This is a genomic window from Desulfobacteraceae bacterium, from assembly GCA_022340425.1.
In the GTDB taxonomy this organism is placed as follows: domain Bacteria; phylum Desulfobacterota; class Desulfobacteria; order Desulfobacterales; family JAABRJ01; genus JAABRJ01.
In genome coordinates, this window is sequence record JAJDNY010000186.1 from 1 (window position 1) to 16669 (window position 16669).

Below are 16669 nucleotides of genomic sequence, written 5' to 3' on the forward strand. Positions count from 1 at the left end.
TCTTTCCTTTGGGTCTTTCCTCGGTTGCTAAACCCCCCGTTCGCAAGCACAAACCACATCGCCCGCGCCACCAGTCAATGGATGGCAGTGATGGACTAAGGGAACCCCCTCTTAGAATCAAGTTTTTTAAAAAATATGCCGGGTTCGGAACCCTGTCCATTGGACCAAAGTCTAATAGACAGCATCTTCGTTCGTTTCTATTAGTGCGTAAACAGGGTGCTGGCCGTTTGAATCAATTCAAGGAAAGACCGGGCAGGAGATTTTGGGAAGAGGAATCTCTTTTTCGCTATCCTGGGTTGCGGGAGCAGCCAGCCTCAGACTTTTCACAGGTTGCAGCTTTATTTCTTTGTCCAATTGGAGGTAGAATCATCCGATGAGAAACTTTTCAGATATGACTGGCAATATTTCAGCTGCGAAAAATTTCGCTGTAGATGCCTGGCGCCTGAGCATGATGGCGGCCGAGCTTGGAACGGCGGCTGTAACGACGATCATGCTCCGGAATTGCTACTGGGTGGCAAGTTGGCCAAATCCCGACCGGCGCTTGAACGCCGAAGGCGAACGGATGATCACCGAGAAGATTACAGCAGCCATGGAGGTTACTGCGGCATTGCAGCGTGCGGCTTTCGGGGTATGGTCGGGCACATTCAACCCGTGGCGCTCAGGCCGAAAAATTCTGATCCCACTGCATCGCAAGGCAACAGCAAACGCGCGCCGCTTGGCGCGGCGCAAGCACTTTTGAAGACCCGCGCCGCTTCGGTTAGAACGAAAGAATTCGGGTTAAACCGGAAGTAACAACGCGACCCAAAGCGGCAAGTGGTCAGACATCTGGTAGGTCCGCCAGCGCTGGTAGGCTCTGAGGCGCTCTGCCGGTTTGCGAAGGCCTGATTTAACCTTGGTCGCCGGCTGCGCCGCGCGATAGGCTGCGGTGCGAGCGAAGCGGGAGAGATCTTCATCCCGCAAAACGTGCTCGTAGAGCTGCACCACACCGGCGGTCGGAGCGCCATCGGCCAATGGCATCTCACGCGCCGATGACACGAAACCAATCAGGCCGTAATATCGACCCGGCACCACGTGGGCCGGCAGCAACACGGGATCCGGCAGTTGCACCCCGCCCTCGAGCAACGCCTGGTGGATCGGGCTGCCGGGCCGTTCCAGCTGAAAATCGCCCATCAGCAGCAGATCGGTCTGGTCGTGGCGTGCCCGGGCCAGCAGGTATCGCCCCAGATTGCGCACCTCACGCAGACGTCTGGGCAAGGCATCGCCACCCCGGGCGCTCCCAGCCCAGACGATGTGGGTGGTGCAGACCTGAAATTCCCAGTCTCCGGAGCGAAAAGCCGCCAGCAGCGGCGGCCGCGCCAACTGTTCGGCCGGCTGAATCTCCCCCTCTCCACTGCGCTCCGGCGGCATGACCAGGTTGCTGCTGAAGTGGCGAAACTCCACCCGCGGCTGATAGTAGAGGATGGCAAAACGCTCGTTGTTGCCCCAGGCCCCGGGGGCCACGTCCGTGACCAGATAACCCCAATCCGGCCCCAGGATGTCCAGCAGGGTTTCCAGCTGATCCAGCTGCCGGTCCACCTCCTGCAGCGCCACCAGGTCAAAGGCGCTGATCACCTGGGCCATGTAGTAGAGCGCCTCGGGCAATCGCCTTTCCTCCGCCAAAGCCCCGAATTTGCGAAGCGACCAGTTAGCCACCAGCAGGTTGCCTTCGTAGCGCCGGGGGGGAACCTGATCATTCAGCGCTGAACGGAGACGCCCGAGCCCCTCTGCACAGCGCTTCCGCACCCCTGGGCCAAGGCCGCTGAGTTCGGCCTCCGTGAATTCATGGGCGCCGAACGCGAACGGCCCGCCGCCCGCCACGATGATGTCCTTGGCAACCCGGCCGATCCCCCGGGCCACGTCGGCGAAGGCGGCGACGGGGTCGCGCCATTGCGATACCGCGCGCCCCTTGGTCGGCAGCAGCTCCAGCCGGGCGAAGGGGGCCTTGCGCCAGCCCGGCACATTCTCCAACAGCACCGGCACCACACGGGCGCGTCCGGCCTCATGCTCGCGCATGGCGGCCGGGATCTCTTCCTCCTTAACGTAGCGGGATGCCATGAAGGATTTGCTGACGAGGAGCAGAATGATGTCGGCACTGTCCAGCGCCTCCTGGATGGCGCTGTTCCATTCGCTCCCCGGAACGATGTGTCGGTCATGCCAGCGCAGAATCAGATTGCGCCGGGACAGCAGTTCCAGGTGTTGATCCAACATGTCCCGCGCCTTTTCGTCCTGGTGGGCGTAGGAATAGAAAACCTTGAGAGGACCGCGTTTCACCTTCGAGAGTTCTCCTCTGAATTCAGGCGCCCCGGGCAAGTTTGAGGAACATGAAGGTGTACTGCCCGTCATTGACGTCGATGACCAGGTCGGCGCCCCGGGCCTCGGCATAAACCACCCATGGGGGTCGGTCGCCACGGCCGCATTCGGTTTTCGGGTAGAATTCTCCGGTTTCGGCGTTGTTCCAGGAAAGCAGCATCGATTCGGCGCAGATCTCCCTTGCCTTGCGCTTGGCCAGCTCCTTGGCGGCTTCCAAATCGAGGCCGGCCTTCTCGACCCGCAGGTAGACCTCTTCCTTGGCACCCGTGTCCGTCCCGGTTCCAATCCTTACCATAACATCCCTCCCGTTCTGGAAAGCTGCAGTAGACCGGGCTCTTCACCCTCTCCCGGCGTCCCCTCCCCTCGGCTGCTCTGACGGTAGCCGGGTCTGGGTGTATCCCGGAGGACAGCGAAACCATACCGAGCGCCCATGTTGGGTGTCAAGCCGATGTTTCCTGCCGAGCGGCGTGTGGGGTCGGTTTCGGTCGCGTGCGGTTACTCCGGCTTTTTGAAGCGCCGGCGATTGCCGGAAACCGTCGAGATGAAGCAGAGGGCAGGCGGAAAATCGGGGCAAAGGAGCGGGCAGCGGTGGATGCCCCCGGACTTGGCGGGGTACCCACCGCTGTCCGGGGGCTAGATCATCTCCAGGGCGCAGGCCATGGAAACCCCGCCGCCGCCGCAGAGGGTGGCGAGCCCCAGGCTTTTTCCCCTCTTCTTCATGGCGTGCAGCAGGGTGACCATGATCCGGGAGCCAGTGGAGCCGATGGGGTGGCCCAGGCCGATGCCCGAGCCGTTGACGTTGGTGATCTCCCGGTTGAGGCCGAGTTCCCGCTCGCAGCCGAGGTACTGGGCCGCGAAGGCCTCATTGACCTCGATGAGTTCGAAATCGCCGATGGCAAGTCCGCTTCGGGCCAGCAGATCCTTCACCGCCGGCACCGGGGAGAGCCCCATCAGCGCGGGATGGCAGGCCCCCCTTCCCACCGCCTTGATCCGGGCGATGGGGGCGAGCCCCAGGGCCCTGGCCTTTTCCGCCGACATGATGACCATGGCCGAGGAGCCGTCGTTGATGCCGCTGGCATTTCCGGCGGTCACCTTGCCGGTCTTGGGGACAAAGGCCGGCGGCAGCTTCCGGAGCTGCTCCAAGGTGATGCCGGGGCGGAAATGCTCGTCCTTGTCGAAGATCAGGGGATCTTTTTTGCGCTGGGGCACCGACACCGGAACGATCTCCTCCCGGAAGGCGCCCTCCCGCGTGGCCCGCTCCGCGTTGTTGTGGCTGCGCAGGGCCACCTCGTCCATCTCCTCCCGGCTGATGCCCAGGCGCTGGGCGATGAACTCCGCCGTATGGCCCATGATGTAGGGCTTTCCCAGGAAGAGGCTGGCCGGAACCTGACTGGTGTCCACGGGCGCGTCCTCGGAAAAGGGGATGATGTGGGAGCCGCAATGCAGGGCGTGGATCATGGGGTCGACAAAGACGCCGTCCTGCAGCCGGCAGCCCCAGCGGGCGTTGGGGACGGCGTAGGGCACGCCAGACATTTGCTCCACGCCGCCGGCGAGGATCACCTCGGCCATGCCGGCCTGGATCATGGCCATCCCCGAGAGGACCGCCTCCATCCCGGAGATGCAGACCCGGTTGATGGTGACGGCGGTGATATTATCCGGAATGCCGGCCAGCAGCGCGGCCACGCGGGTCGTGTTGAGCGTGTCGTAGTGCTCCAGGCAGCAGCCGAAGCGGACGTCGTCGATGATGCCCGGGTCGATCCCGGCCCGGCTGACGGCCCCCTGCATGACGATGCTCGCAAGGGTCGCGCCGTTCAGGTCTTTCAGCGATCCGCCGAAGGCGCCGATGGCCGTCCGGCAGGCGGAAACGATAACCACCTCTTTCATGATGCCCTCCTTGATCATTTTGCAGGGCCGCAGGTGGCGGCCCGACCCCTACTTCCCTCCGAAGGCGTCCTCGGGGATTTCCACCACCGTGCCGTCGTCTGCCAGGATGGCGCTGATTTTTCCCAGGGTGACCGGGATGAAGTTGTTGATAAAGAAGCGGGCGCTCATGATCTGCCCTTGATAGAAGGCGGCGTCCTTTTTCTTGGCCCCCTCGGCCAGCTTCCGGCCGGCGATATTCGCCCGCCACAGGAGCATCCAGGCCATGACCGCATCGCCGGTGACCTCCATGAAGGGGTAGGCGGCGGCATAGGCGGTCAGCATCTTCTCGGACCGGAGTGCCTGGACCATGTGCAGCGCCGCCTCTTCCAACCTGGCAATGAGGCTTTCCAGGGCGTCGGCCAGAGCTGCGACGTCGGGAACCGCCTTGGCGTCGGCGGCGGTCTTGCGCATCTCATCTAAGAGGTCCCGGAAGGACTGGCCCTGGTTGAGACCCAGCTTTCTTCCCAGCAGGTCCATGGCCTGGATGCCGTTGGTGCCCTCGTAGATGTGGGTGATCTTGCAGTCCCGCAGGAGCTGCTCCTGGGGATATTCCTTGGTGTAGCCGTAGCCGCCGAACATCTGAACCCCCAGGTTGCAGACGTCGAAGGCCCGGTCGGAGACATAGCCCTTGGTGATGGGGATCATGACATCGATGAGTCCCTGCCAGCGGGCCTTATCGGCCGCGTTGGCGCTGATCCGGATCATGTCCTCGCAGTAGCCGGTGTAGTAGACGATGCTCCGCATGCCCTCGGTGATGGACTTCATCGTCAGGAGCATGCGGCGGACGTCCGGGTGCTGGATGAGGGGCACCGGCGGGGCGTCCTTGCCCGCAGCCGTCAGGTGCCTGCCCTGAACCCGTTCCCGGGCGTAGTTGAGAGCGTTCATGAAGGAGGCGGAGGCGCATCCCAGGGACTGCATCCCCACGTCCAGGCGGGCCTCGTTCATCATGACGAACATGGCCCGCATGCCCTTGTTGATCTCGCCCAGGAGGGTTCCCCGGCACTGCCCCTTGCCGCCCAGGGTCAGGGAGCAGGTGGCGCTGCCGTGGATGCCCATCTTGTGTTCGATGCCAGTGCAGACCACGTCGTTGAACTCGCCGAGGCTGCCGTCGTCGTTGACCCAGATCTTGGGCACCAGAAAGAGGGAAATGCCCGATGTGCCCGCCGGGGCGCCCTCGATGCGGGCCAGGACGGGGTGAATGATGTTCTCCGCCAGATCGTTCTCGCCGCTGGAGATGAAGATTTTGCTGCCGGTGATGGAATAGGTGCCGTCCTCGTTCTGGACGGCCGTGGTGGTGAGGGCGCCGACATCGGAGCCCGCCTGGGGCTCGGTGAGGAGCATCGTGCCGCCCCACGCGCCGCCATACATCTTTTTGAGGAAGAGCTTCTTCTGCTTTTCGGTGCCGAAGGTCTCCACCAGTTTCCCGGCCCCGTGGTTGAGGATGTAGTTCAGGGTGCAGGGGAAGTTGGCGCCGTTGAAGTAGTTCTTCGCGGCCAGGGCCACCGTGGCGGGCATGCCCTGCCCGCCCCATTCGGGGGCGTCGCACATGGCGATCCAGCCGCCTTCGGTGAAGAGCCGGTGAATCTTGTGAAAGGCCTCCGGGACCCGGACCTGGCCCTTATCGAAGGTGCAGCCCTCCTCGTCCCCGATCTTCAGGGCCGGGAGCATCTCCTTGACGGCCAGGTTCTTGGCCTCGGAGACGATGAGGTCCACCGTCTTGCGGTTGAACTCCTCGAATTTTTCGTGTTCCGAGAGCTTTTCAACCTCCAGTTGTTCGTGAAGGATAAAATCCACATCTCTTCTGTCCATAATCACTTGTGCCATGGGGTTCTCCGTTTATGAAAGGGGTTTTCGATTATCGATAGACTTGGCGCATCAGCTTCTTGTCCAGCTTGCCGACACTCGTCTTGGCGATCTCCTCCGCGAACTCGTATCGGTCGGGGACGCCGTATTTGGGCAGCTTCCCGTCCTGGGCCGCCTGCTTCATGTGCCGCTTGAGGTCCTCGGCGGTAACCTTGCCGTTGAATTCGGGCTTCAGCACCACGATCATCATCGGCCGCTCGCCCCATTTCTCGTCGGGCACCCCGATGGCCGCCGATTCCAGCACTGCCTCATGCTGGCTCAACAGGTTTTCCAGATCCAGGGAGGAGACCCACTCGCCGCCGCTTTTGATCACGTCCTTGACGCGGTCGGTGATCTGGAGATACCCGTCCTCGTTGATGTGGCCCACGTCACCGCTGTGGAGCCATCCGTTCTGCCAAAGCTCCTTGGAACGATCCGGGGCCTTGAAATAGCTTTTGGTGAGCCATGGGGCACGAAAGACCACCTCTCCCGTGGACATGCCGTCATGGGGCAGCGGCTTGTCGTCGGCGTCCACCACCTCGAACTCCACCAGGGGAACGGGAAGACCGGTTTTGATGACGACCTCCATCAGGCTGTCCTCATCCCAGTCCGCCATATTGCGTTTCGGCACGGAGAGGCTGATGATCGGGCAGGTTTCCGACATGCCGTATCCCGTATAGACGGTGATGCCCATGCTCTTGGCCAGCTTGGCCTGGCCCTTGGGCAGCTTCGCGCCGCCGATGATCACCTTCCACTGAGACAGATCGTATTGTTTCGCTTTGGGACTCGTGAGGATCATCTGGAGAATGGTTGGCACGCAGTGGGAGAAGGTGACCTTTTCGGTCACGATCAGCTTCAGGAGCATTTCGGGCTCGTATTTTCCCGGATAGACCTGTTTGACACCTAAAAGGGTGGCAATGTAGGGCAGACCCCAGGCATGGACATGGAACATCGGGGTGATGGGCATGTAAACGTCGTCGGAGCGGAAGCGACCGATGAAGTCGTAGGCACCCAGGGCGAGCGCCACGGCGAAGGTGTGGAGCACCAGCTGGCGGTGGGTGAAGTGGACACCCTTGGGGTCGCCCGTGGTGCCGGTGGTGTAGAAGGTCGTGGCCTTGGTGTTCTCGTCCAGATCGGGAAAGTCATATGTCGGCGCGGCGCCGGAGATCATCTCCTCGTAGGCGCCGTCGATGGTAAGGGCGGTCTGCGGAACCCCGCCGGTTTCGGTGATGACCACGATCTTCTGAACCGTTTCCAGTTTTTCCCGGATGGATTCCAGGATGGGCAGAAAGTCGGCGTTGATGAGGATGATCTTGGCTTCGGCATGGTTTAAGGTGTACTGGATCTGCCCTGCGGAGAGCCGCCAGTTGACCATCTGAAGCACCGCCCCCATCATGGGAACGGCGAAAAAGGCCTCGAGAAAGCGGTTGCTGTCGTAATCGAAGACCGCCACCGTGTCGCCCGCTCCGATGCCGTGCTGCGTCAGCCCGTTTGCCAGGCGATGGATGCGTTGGTTCAGGTCCCTGTAGGTGTAGCGCAGTTTGTCCCTGTAGACGATCTCCTGATCCGGCGCGTAGATCAGGGGGGTGTTGAGCAGTTTTTTGATGATCAGCGGATAGTCGTAGGGCTCTCCGGGTTGATAGATCTTTTCCGTCATGACGTTCCCCCTTCTGGTTTCGTGGCTATTTCAGGTCTCGTGTTATGGGTGCACGGCCGCTGGCCGTTTTTCGCTCGTTTCTCTCCGGGGATGGCGTTTCGGGGGACTCAGTCCAGGCCGGCCCATGCGGAGTAATCCACCAGGCCGTAGCGCTTCAATTCCTGGGTGAGGCCGCTGGCCAGGTCGCTCCCCCAGGGGGCGGGGATCTCCTTGAGCCACGTCAGGACGATCACCAGATCGTTGGACACGGAGATGTTTTTGTAGACCCTGGCTTCCGCCAGCGACGGCGCCTTCAGGCTCTCCTCAATTCGTTGGAGGAAACCCGGGTCGAGTTCGCGATCCCCGGCGCCGCCCATTCGTATTTTGATAATCTCAATCCAGGCCATCAGTCCATCCCGGCTGTCTGTTGGCAGGTTCCGGAGCATGAAGCGTGCCGGAGAATGACGGTTCCGCGAAAAGTCCGATATCTGCGCTATGCTTTATCCCTCCTCACTGCCGAAAACTTTAAGTGTTCAAATTTCCACGGGATTCTCAAGTCGCACCCTAAACCTTTTTCGGAACCGGCAACGATGATCCCCAAAGAAAACCAACGGGCGGGGCGGGGGAATGCTTTTTTCTGTACCATGGGAGAGAAAAACTGCGCTATATTCAGGTTTCGAGATCAACCGCACTATGGTGCAGCTGGAATTGCTTACGGGCGATGGTGGCGACTGCCCGGCTCCTTTGGACAGGAGAGATGGGAATGGATGAAAAAGAGTTTTTCCGGGAGGCGACCCTGAGAATCTGCGGCAGTCTGGAGATCGAAAAGGCGCTCTGGCAGAGCCTGATGTATATCCGAGAGTTCATGCCGGCCGGGCAGATGAGCTTCCACGTCTACCACCGGCAGGAGGGCATCGTCGAGACCGTCGCCCACGCGACGCCCGCGGGCGGCCAAGCCATGGCCATTCGGAGCCCGCTCTCGTCCCGGGGCCGGCAGCAGGTGGAGGCCCAGCGCTCCATCCGGGTGCGGGTCATCGACCGCCTGGGGGACGACCCGGTGACGCGCCCGGTGGCGGGGCGGCTGGGGGCCCTCGACCTCTCGGGGGTGGTCATGGACCTGGTTCTCGAACGGCAGATGCTGGGGGTGTTTTCGGTGTTCAACACCGGCAGGGAAAAATTCAACACCCACCACGTCCGGCTGCTCAGCCTGCTCAACGAGCCCTGCGCCGTGGCCCTCACCAACAGTATGCGGTACCGGGAACTGATGAACCTGCGGGATCTCCTGGCGGACGACAACCGCTACCTCCAGGACGAACTCCGGCGGCTTGCGGGAGAGGATGTGGTCGGGGCCGATTTCGGCCTGAAAGGGGTGATGGATCTGGTTCGCCAGGTGGCGCCGCTGGACAGCCCCGTCCTGCTTCTCGGCGAGACCGGGACGGGTAAGGAGGTCATCGCAGGCGCCATCCACAAGTCCTCCTCCCGCAAGGATGGCCCCTTCATCACGGTCAACTGTGGGGCCATCCCCGAAACCCTCCTGGACAGCGAACTGTTCGGCTACGAAAAAGGGGCCTTCACCGGTGCCCTGTCCCAGAAGCGGGGGCGCATCGAGCGGGCCCACGGCGGAACCCTCTTCCTCGACGAGATCGGAGAGCTGCCGGCCGAGGCCCAGGTGCGGCTCCTGCGAGTGCTCCAGGAAAAGGAGATCGACCGGATCGGGGGGAGCTTTCCGGTCAAGGTCGACATCCGGGTCATCGCGGCCACCCACCGCGATCTGGAGGAGATGATGGCGCAGAGAAAGTTCCGGCACGACCTCTATTTCCGACTGCGGGTGTTTCCCATCGTCCTTCCCCCCCTGAGGGAGCGCAAGACCGATATTCCCGCCCTCGTCCAGCATTTTATCCTGAAGAAATCCCGGGAGATGAAGCGGGCGGTGGTGCCCGCGCCCACCCCGGAGGCAATTGAGCGCCTGATGGCCTACCACTGGCCGGGCAACGTCCGGGAGCTGGAGAACGCGGTCGAGCGCTCCCTGATCCTGAACCCGGGCGACCGGCTCTTTTTCAAGGAAATCGGTTCCCGTCTGGTGCGAAAATCCCCGGGGGGCGGGCATCCGGCAACCCCAGGATCGGATGAGGTGCTGGGGCTGGACGATGTCATGGCCCGCCATATTCGGCGGGTCTTGACCCTTTGCGACGGCCGGGTGGAGGGGCAGCGGGGGGCGGCGCGCCTGCTGGGCATCAAGCCCTCCACCCTCCGCAAGCGGATGACGAAGCTGGGTGTTCCCTTTGGGCGCAGGGCCGCAGCCCAACCGAAGGGATAGGCTCCCAGCCGGCGCGATTTCAACCCATTATCTCGACTGATGACTCCGGCAGGGGGGGCTAAGGGCCCAGGGCGACGGTCAGCGCGAACGTCCCATGGCATGGATGCCGCCGGCCGCAAGCCGCTGCATCGTGGAATCCAAATCATTGAAACTCTATCTCAACTCCTTCAACATGACCCCCTTCGATGAAGTTGAAAAGGTAGCGGAGACCCTGACGGCCGATATTTCCCGAGCAGCGAAAGGCGAGGTGAAGTTGACGCTATTCGGTTTTGACGACACCGAGTCCCTCAAGGTCTGCAAGGCGAAGGGGCGCTGCATTGATCACCATGAAGTGGAATCGTTTGTGTACGATGTGGATGCTTCGCTGCTGAAGCACGGGAACGGTGGGATGAAAAAGGAGACGCTTCACTCCCGCCTTCTTCGCACCAACTGCCCGGTAACCTGCCAACCCGAATGGGCCACGGTGGAAACCACTTACTCAGACCAGAAGATTGATGAAGCCTCGCTTTTGGCCTACCTCGTCTCCTATCGAAACCACACGGGCTACAACGAGAACTGCGTGGAAACCCTTTACACGCATCTCATGGAGCGTCTGGCGCCGGATTTCTTAACCGTGGTGGGGCGGTTTACCCGCCGCGGGGGGCTGGACATCAACCCCTGTAGGGGCAGTCGGCCTGAAACCTTTCCCAACCGGCGCCTGGCGCGTCAGTAAGATTTCTTCCCCAGCCCGCCTGTTCCTGCCGGGCCCAAGCATGGGGGGGGGAGGAGTATATGCCAGGGCCCGGGCCGGTTGTCTTTCTACAGGGCCAGGAAATACTCGTGGAAGACCGGGTCGTTGGTCAGTTCGGGGTGAAAGGTGGTCATCATGCGGTTGGCGCGTTGGAGAAAGACCGGATCGCCGGCAAGCCGGGCGAGCACCCTGATGTTGTCTGCAGCGGCGGTGATCCTTGGCGCCCGGATGAAAATGGCCGGGAAGCGCTCCCGCTTCAGGGCCGGCACGGCGATTTCATGTTCGGCGCTGGCCAGCTGCCGGCCGTAAGCGTTGCGGGAGACGGAAACGGCCATGACACCAAAGGCCCCTGGCGCTCCGTCGACCGTCTCCGCCATCAGGATGCTGCCCGCGCAGATGCCCCATGTGGGCATCCCTGCCAAAACCATCTCCCGCAGCGGGGCCCGCATGCCGTAGGCTTCCAGAAATTTCGTCATCACCGTGCTTTCGCCGCCCGGCAGAAGGATGCGGTCGATGCCGGACAGGTCGCGCCGGCTTCGGACCACCCGGCAGCGGGCCCCCAACCGGGAAAAGGGCCGGATGTGGTCGCGGAAGGCTCCTTGGAGCCCCAGCAGTCCCACCACCATGGGTCAGACGCCCCGCTCGGCCATCAGGATCGGCAGGGAGTTAATCTCCAAGCCGGCCATGGCCGCTCCGAGGTTTTTGGAGATGGACACCAACCGCGCCGGGTCCTGGTAGTGGATCACCGCCTGGACGATGGCATCGGCCATGCGGGCCGGCAACTCGCTCTTGAAGATGCCGGAGCCCACGAAGATGCCGTCTGTGCCCATGGCCATCATCAGGGCGGCATCAGCCGGGGTGGCCACGCCACCGGCAGCGAAATTGACCACCGGCAGGCGGCCCAGCTCCCGCGTTTCCCGCACCAGTGCCACGGGCACGCGGCAGGCTGCCGCCTTCTCCTCCAGGGCGTCCTCGTCCATCCGTTGAAGGGCCAGAATCTCTTCATTCACCGCGCGCATGTGGCGGACCGCCTCGATGATGTTGCCGGTGCCGGCCTCGCCCTTTGTCCGGAGCATGGCAGCCCCTTCGTGGATCCGCCGGAGGGCCTCCCCCAGGTTCCGGCAGCCGCAGACAAAGGGCACGGAAAAAGCCCGCTTGTCCACGTGGCGGGATGGGTCGGCCGGGGTGAGCACCTCGCTTTCGTCAATGAAATCCACCCCGAGGGCTTCCAGGATGCGCGCCTCCATAAAATGGCCTATGCGGACCTTGGCCATTACCGGGATGGTGACGGCTTCCATGATCTTTTCCACCATCGCTGGGTCGCTCATCCGGGCCACCTGACCGTCCTTGCGGATGTCCGCCGGCACGCGCTCCAGGGCCATGACGGCGCAGGCCCCGGCGTCTTCGGCAATCTTCGCCTCTTCGGAGTTGGTCACGTCCATGATCACCCCGTTTTTGAACATCTCGGCAAACCCCTTGTTGACCTTTTCCCGGCGCATCGCCTCTCCTTTCCTATGTTTTGCCCTTGCGGCAGCGCTGTGGTAGAGAAGAATTGCGCACTTTAACTGCCCGCAATTCCACTTCGAGTTAGTACATTAATAGAATTGTACTATTACTGTCAAGGGGCAAACATCGTTCAATGTTAAAATATCATGCCATCGCTGAAGAAATCGTTCATCGGATCGAGGCCGGCGTTTACACCCCCGGTCAGAAGATCCCCTCCATGCGGGCCATGGCGGCTGAGTTCGGCTGCAACAAGCTGACGGTTCAGAAGGCCTTTGAACGGCTCAAGCAGGAGGGGTATCTGGAGAACCGGGTGGGCAGCGGCTCCTTTGTCCGGTTCCCTGAAAGGATTAGACAGCCGGGTGAAGTCTTTGACTTTCGTAGTTCATACCTGAGCGAGCGATTTTTCCCCCACGCCATCGCCAGTGAGATCTTTCGCGACCTCCTGGAAGTCGAAAAGGGTGCGGCCTTCTCTCTGCCGGATGTGGCCGGCGAGCCCTCCTTTTTGGCCGAACTGGGACGGTTTTATCACCTGCCAACCCGCCAGATGATCGTTCTCTCCGGGGCCCAGCAGGGGCTGGATCTCATCGCCAAGGTCTTTGCCACGCGCACTCCGGAGGACATTCTTTTCGAGGATCCCACCTATCCGGGCGCCATCTCACGGTTTCGGGCCCGGCGCTTCGTCCCCCTTGCAGCCGACGGACCGGACCTGGAAAAACTGGAAGCGGCCCTGGCCGCTCCCAGCCGCCTCTTCTACACCATGCCGTCCATCCACAATCCCACGGGCATAACCTACAGCTCGGAGAAAAAGAAAGCCGTCTGCCGTCTGGCCCGGGCCCATGATTTTTTCATTATCGAAGACGATTATCTTGGGGAGTTCCAGGAGGCCCCGGGGCCGCGCTTTGTCGATTTACTGCCCGAACGGACCCTTCACATCAAATCCCTTTCCCAGGCCACGGCCCCCGGCCTTCGCTTGGGCTTCATGGTGGTCCCCGGGCCGTTCTTCGACAAATTTCTCTATGAAAAATACACCTCGGACGTGGGCGCCAACGGCCTTCTCCAGAAGTTTTTCCGGGAATTTGTGCGCTGCGGCGCGTTCGATCGCCACATTGCCGATATCCGCAAACGCATGGCGGAACGCCGGCGCCGGCTGCTTGCCCTTCTCACCGGGTATCCGGCCCTCTCCCCGCCCGGCCCACAACAGGGCAACAACCTCTGGATCCGCTCCCGCAACCCCATCACCCTGGCCCAGGTGCCATGGACGCCCGGCGGGACCTTCTCATTTTCCCCGGAGTACAAGCACTGTGCCCGGATCTCGTTCATGAACATGGATGATGCGGACTTCGAGGAAGGGGTGGGCTATCTGAAATCCTGCCTGGATCGTTTGTGAGTGCGCCCTCGGTGGTGGCGGCGGGTTGTCGGTGGGCTGTGTAGGCACTTTGACGGGCACCCCGGGGAAAGACCGGGATTTAACCATTTCCACTGGCCGCTATTCATTTTCTTGTGCGGACAAGAAACGAACCAAAAGAAGCTTTTGAAAAAGAAATCTGGAAAAAAACGATGTCTTCAAGGCAGTAAAACGACGTTTGCAAGGCAAGCAGTCAAAAAACTTGCCAATGAAGCTTCAATGGTTCAAAATGTAAATTAAATCTCCTCCAAGGAACCGAATCCAACCAACGAATCCTTTTCGTTCTCAAACTGGATTTCAAGCGCGCCCGCACCATTCGAAAAAGTATTCTGACAGTAGCTGGCAATTTCTACAAAAAAGAGTATTGCCTACCGGCGGCCTGAGCCGGAGGCGGTCAAAATTGGCTTTGATACATTTTTTCCGCAAATTCAGAAAAAAAACTACATCGCGAGACCTCATCATCGGGCTGACGCTGACGATCGGCTTTGTCGTCACCCTCCTGGGAAGCGCCTATTACGCCTTTTCCACCGGGCAGCTCCAGCATAGCCTGAACGAGAGGGCAACTTATATTGCCGAGGAACTCGCCGAGGTTTTGTCTCTTCCGCTTTGGAATTTGGACTATGACACTATAGGACAGATTTCACAGGCATATCTTAAAGCCGAATATCTTGCGGGCGTCCGGGTGAAAACGGATTCTGATGATATCGTGTTTGAAAGCCTTCCACCCAAAAAGGAAAAGGTAATCGGCAGAAGTAAAGATGCAGTGCAGGGTGGGAGCTATGTGGGGTGCGTTGAACTCTGGTTTACTCTCGAGGGCATCAACCAAGCCCAAAGCAGAATGATTCGCACGATGGCCATTCTTGTTTTATCCGTTATCATCGTGGTCATTCTCGGAACAAACCTTATCATGAAATTCCTTTTGGAAAAACCGCTGGAGCGATTGATACGGGGCATCCGCGCGATCGCCGGCGGAGACTATCAAAACCCGCTTTCCCCCGTACCCCAGGACGATATCAACACCATCATCAATGAAGTCAATGTAATGGCGGGGTATATCGATGACCGCACACGGCAATTGCAGCGGGAAATCATAGAGCGAAGAAAAGCCCAGAAGGAATTAGCTGAATCCGAGGAAAAATATCGCAGTATCTTTGAAAATGCTGCGGAAGGCATTTTTCAGGCAACCCCCCAAGGTCGTTTTCTTACTGCCAGCCCCTCCCTGGCGCAGATGCTGGGATATAATTCGCCTGAAGAGCTTATCCGCACGGTGACCGATATCGAAAGCCAGCTCCACGTGGACGCCAATCGGAGAAAGGAACTGCTGCGCCTGTTCCAGGAAGAAGATAAAATCGCCAATTTCGAGTGCCGACTCTACCGTAAAGACCACAGTGTCATCTGGGCCCTGGTTCAAGCGTGCGCCCTGCGGGATCAATCCGGTCAATTGACGTGTATAGAAGGCTTTATCCAGGAGATCACGCAGCGCAAACAGGCCGAGGAGGCCCTGCAAAATGCCTATAAAGATCTAGAAAAGAGGGTGGCCGAGCGCACGGTCGAGCTCCGGGTTGCCAATGAGGAGCTCCAGAAAGCCAAAGCCCTGGCTGAGGCGGCCACCCGGGCCCGGAGCGAATTCCTGGCCAATATGAGCCATGACATCCGCACCCCGATGAATGGGGTGATTGGGGCAGCAGACCTGGCCTTGAGCGAAAAACTGCCCCCCAAGGTGGCGCATTACCTGAAAATCATCCACTCCTCGGCGTACTCCCTCCTTGGACTGGTCAATGACATTCTGGATTTCTCCAAGATCGAGGCCGGTAAACTCGATCTGGAAATCCGCCCCTTCCGTTTGGACGAAGTCCTCTACAGGGTAACCGATACCTTCAGCCACAAGGCCGCCGAAAAGGGAATCGAACTGCTGGTCGATGTCGACCCTCAAATTCCCCAGGCACTGATCGGCGATTCCTTGCGGCTCCAGCAAATCCTCACCAATCTGCTCAGCAACGCGACCAAATTCACCAACCGCGGAGGGGTCGTCATCCAGGGGGTCAAGGCGCCGCTGATGCCGCCTGACCCGGCAGCACCCGACCGGATCAAGCTTGAATTTTTCGTCAAGGATACCGGCATCGGCATGGCGCCCGAATTTATCGAAAGGCTGTTTAAACCTTTCAGCCAGGCGGATGCATCGACGACGCGGAAGTTCGGCGGCACCGGACTGGGCCTGAGCATCTGCAAACAGCTGGTCGAGATGATGGACGGAACGATCCGGGTTGAAAGCCAAAAAGGGTCGGGCAGCACCTTCTCTTTCACCGTGCCCCTCCGGCGGCAACCGGCAGAGCACGTCCCCAAGATGGTGCTGCCGACCGATATCCAAGACGTGCACGTCCTGGTGGTTGACGCCTCGGCAGATAGCCGCAACATCATGGAAAAGTTGCTGACCTCCTACGGGTTTTGGGTCGAGTCGGTCGTTTCAGCCCAAAATGCTCTGGGGCGCCTCAAGGAAGTGCAGCATCTCCAAAAAATGTTCGATCTGGTCATGATGGATGGCGAATTGCCCGACTTGGATGGCATCGAAACCTCACGAAGAATCCGTCAGGAGTTGAAACTGTCGCTGCCGATCATCCTGATGACCGCTTTCGGCAAGGAATCTGAGAAGGCGGATGCCGAGAAAACCGGAATCAATGCCTTTCTCATCAAGCCGATATATCCGTCCACGCTGTTTGATGCCGTAATGGATGCTTTTGGCAAAGAGGTGCAGGAACGGGTGACGGCGGAAAAGCCGATTACCACCGAGGCGTCGATATACAAAAACCGCCTCAAAGGATCCCGGATTCTGGTGGCCGAAGACAATCCCACCAACCAGGAAATCGCGGTGGCAATCCTGGAAAAAGCGGGAATCGCAGTCGAGGTTGCGGCTACGGGTAAGCAGGCTTGGGAGATGGCCGGCAGCGGTTGCTTCGATGCCGT

At 60.4% G+C, this 16669-nt stretch carries 14 protein-coding genes; 6 read left to right on the plus strand and 8 right to left on the minus strand.

All coding sequences use genetic code 11. The features are described 5' to 3' along the window. Both LJE63_16460 and LJE63_16465 read left to right on the plus strand, forming a co-directional pair. Window positions 1-377 (plus strand): hypothetical protein (locus LJE63_16460; GenBank protein MCG6908197.1); only part of this gene is annotated, 377 nt, incomplete at its 5' end. Further along, window positions 374-739 carry a hypothetical protein gene (locus tag LJE63_16465; protein MCG6908198.1) on the plus strand — a complete coding sequence of 122 codons (366 nt, stop codon included), beginning with the start codon at window positions 374-376 and terminating at the stop codon, window positions 737-739. The genes LJE63_16460 and LJE63_16465, both read left to right, overlap by 4 nt. Before the next feature lie 38 nt (window positions 740-777). Here the strand turns inward: LJE63_16465 and LJE63_16470 are convergent, their stop codons facing one another. From LJE63_16470 to LJE63_16495, 6 genes are all read right to left on the minus strand, one after another. After that, window positions 778-2310, minus strand: coding sequence for a TIR domain-containing protein (locus LJE63_16470; GenBank protein MCG6908199.1), 1533 nt, complete (start codon window positions 2308-2310; stop codon window positions 778-780). 22 nt (window positions 2311-2332) lie between these two features. Beyond that, on the minus strand, window positions 2333-2644 hold the full coding sequence (locus LJE63_16475; GenBank protein MCG6908200.1) for an AF1514 family protein: 312 nt from the start codon (window positions 2642-2644) through the stop codon (window positions 2333-2335). A 338-nt stretch (window positions 2645-2982) separates the two neighbouring features. Further along, window positions 2983-4233, minus strand: coding sequence for an acetyl-CoA C-acyltransferase (locus LJE63_16480; GenBank protein MCG6908201.1), 1251 nt, complete (start codon window positions 4231-4233; stop codon window positions 2983-2985). Window positions 4234-4281: 48 nt separating this feature from the next. Next, window positions 4282-6096: an acyl-CoA dehydrogenase gene (locus LJE63_16485; GenBank protein ID MCG6908202.1), complete on the minus strand. Its 1815-nt coding sequence runs from the start codon at window positions 6094-6096 to the stop codon at window positions 4282-4284. 31 nt (window positions 6097-6127) lie between these two features. After that, a complete protein-coding gene (locus LJE63_16490) occupies window positions 6128-7771 on the minus strand; it encodes a fatty acid--CoA ligase (GenBank protein ID MCG6908203.1) in 1644 nt (547 codons plus the stop codon). Between the two features lie 107 nt (window positions 7772-7878). Then, window positions 7879-8157, minus strand: coding sequence for a hypothetical protein (locus LJE63_16495; protein MCG6908204.1), 279 nt, complete (start codon window positions 8155-8157; stop codon window positions 7879-7881). Window positions 8158-8513: 356 nt separating this feature from the next. Here LJE63_16495 and LJE63_16500 point away from each other — a divergent pair, with 356 nt between their 5' ends. Beyond that, a complete protein-coding gene (locus LJE63_16500) occupies window positions 8514-10067 on the plus strand; it encodes a sigma 54-interacting transcriptional regulator (protein MCG6908205.1) in 1554 nt (517 codons plus the stop codon). Window positions 10068-10161: 94 nt separating this feature from the next. Then, entirely contained in the window at window positions 10162-10779 is a 618-nt protein-coding gene (locus tag LJE63_16505) for an NADPH-dependent 7-cyano-7-deazaguanine reductase QueF (protein ID MCG6908206.1), read from the plus strand. Window positions 10780-10865: 86 nt separating this feature from the next. On the opposite strand, the gene pdxT is transcribed toward LJE63_16505, so the two are convergent. Further along, window positions 10866-11423, minus strand: coding sequence for a pyridoxal 5'-phosphate synthase glutaminase subunit PdxT (gene pdxT, locus LJE63_16510; protein ID MCG6908207.1), 558 nt, complete (start codon window positions 11421-11423; stop codon window positions 10866-10868). 3 nt (window positions 11424-11426) lie between these two features. Continuing rightward, window positions 11427-12296: a pyridoxal 5'-phosphate synthase lyase subunit PdxS gene (gene pdxS / locus LJE63_16515; protein MCG6908208.1), complete on the minus strand. Its 870-nt coding sequence runs from the start codon at window positions 12294-12296 to the stop codon at window positions 11427-11429. A gap of 140 nt (window positions 12297-12436) precedes the next feature. Between pdxS and LJE63_16520 the strand changes: the two genes are divergently transcribed. Next, a complete protein-coding gene (locus LJE63_16520; protein MCG6908209.1) occupies window positions 12437-13690 on the plus strand; it encodes a PLP-dependent aminotransferase family protein in 1254 nt (417 codons plus the stop codon). A gap of 418 nt (window positions 13691-14108) precedes the next feature. Then, window positions 14109-16669 (plus strand): response regulator (locus tag LJE63_16525; protein ID MCG6908210.1); only part of this gene is annotated, 2561 nt, incomplete at its 3' end.

What these genes read in the sequence shown, in the direction of transcription:
- pdxT (MCG6908207.1), bottom strand. Translation starts at nt 11,423, where the DNA reads ATGGTGGTGGGACTGCTGGGGCTCCAAGGAGCCTTCCGCGACCACATC.
- LJE63_16475 (MCG6908200.1), bottom strand. Translation starts at nt 2,644, where the DNA reads ATGGTAAGGATTGGAACCGGGACGGACACGGGTGCCAAGGAAGAGGTC.
- LJE63_16480 (MCG6908201.1), bottom strand. Translation starts at nt 4,233, where the DNA reads ATGAAAGAGGTGGTTATCGTTTCCGCCTGCCGGACGGCCATCGGCGCC.
- LJE63_16520 (MCG6908209.1), top strand. Translation starts at nt 12,437, where the DNA reads ATGTTAAAATATCATGCCATCGCTGAAGAAATCGTTCATCGGATCGAG.
- LJE63_16485 (MCG6908202.1), bottom strand. Translation starts at nt 6,096, where the DNA reads ATGGCACAAGTGATTATGGACAGAAGAGATGTGGATTTTATCCTTCAC.
- LJE63_16495 (MCG6908204.1), bottom strand. Translation starts at nt 8,157, where the DNA reads ATGGCCTGGATTGAGATTATCAAAATACGAATGGGCGGCGCCGGGGAT.
- LJE63_16505 (MCG6908206.1), top strand. Translation starts at nt 10,162, where the DNA reads ATGGCATGGATGCCGCCGGCCGCAAGCCGCTGCATCGTGGAATCCAAA.
- LJE63_16500 (MCG6908205.1), top strand. Translation starts at nt 8,514, where the DNA reads ATGGATGAAAAAGAGTTTTTCCGGGAGGCGACCCTGAGAATCTGCGGC.
- LJE63_16490 (MCG6908203.1), bottom strand. Translation starts at nt 7,771, where the DNA reads ATGACGGAAAAGATCTATCAACCCGGAGAGCCCTACGACTATCCGCTG.
- LJE63_16465 (MCG6908198.1), top strand. Translation starts at nt 374, where the DNA reads ATGAGAAACTTTTCAGATATGACTGGCAATATTTCAGCTGCGAAAAAT.
- pdxS (MCG6908208.1), bottom strand. Translation starts at nt 12,296, where the DNA reads ATGCGCCGGGAAAAGGTCAACAAGGGGTTTGCCGAGATGTTCAAAAAC.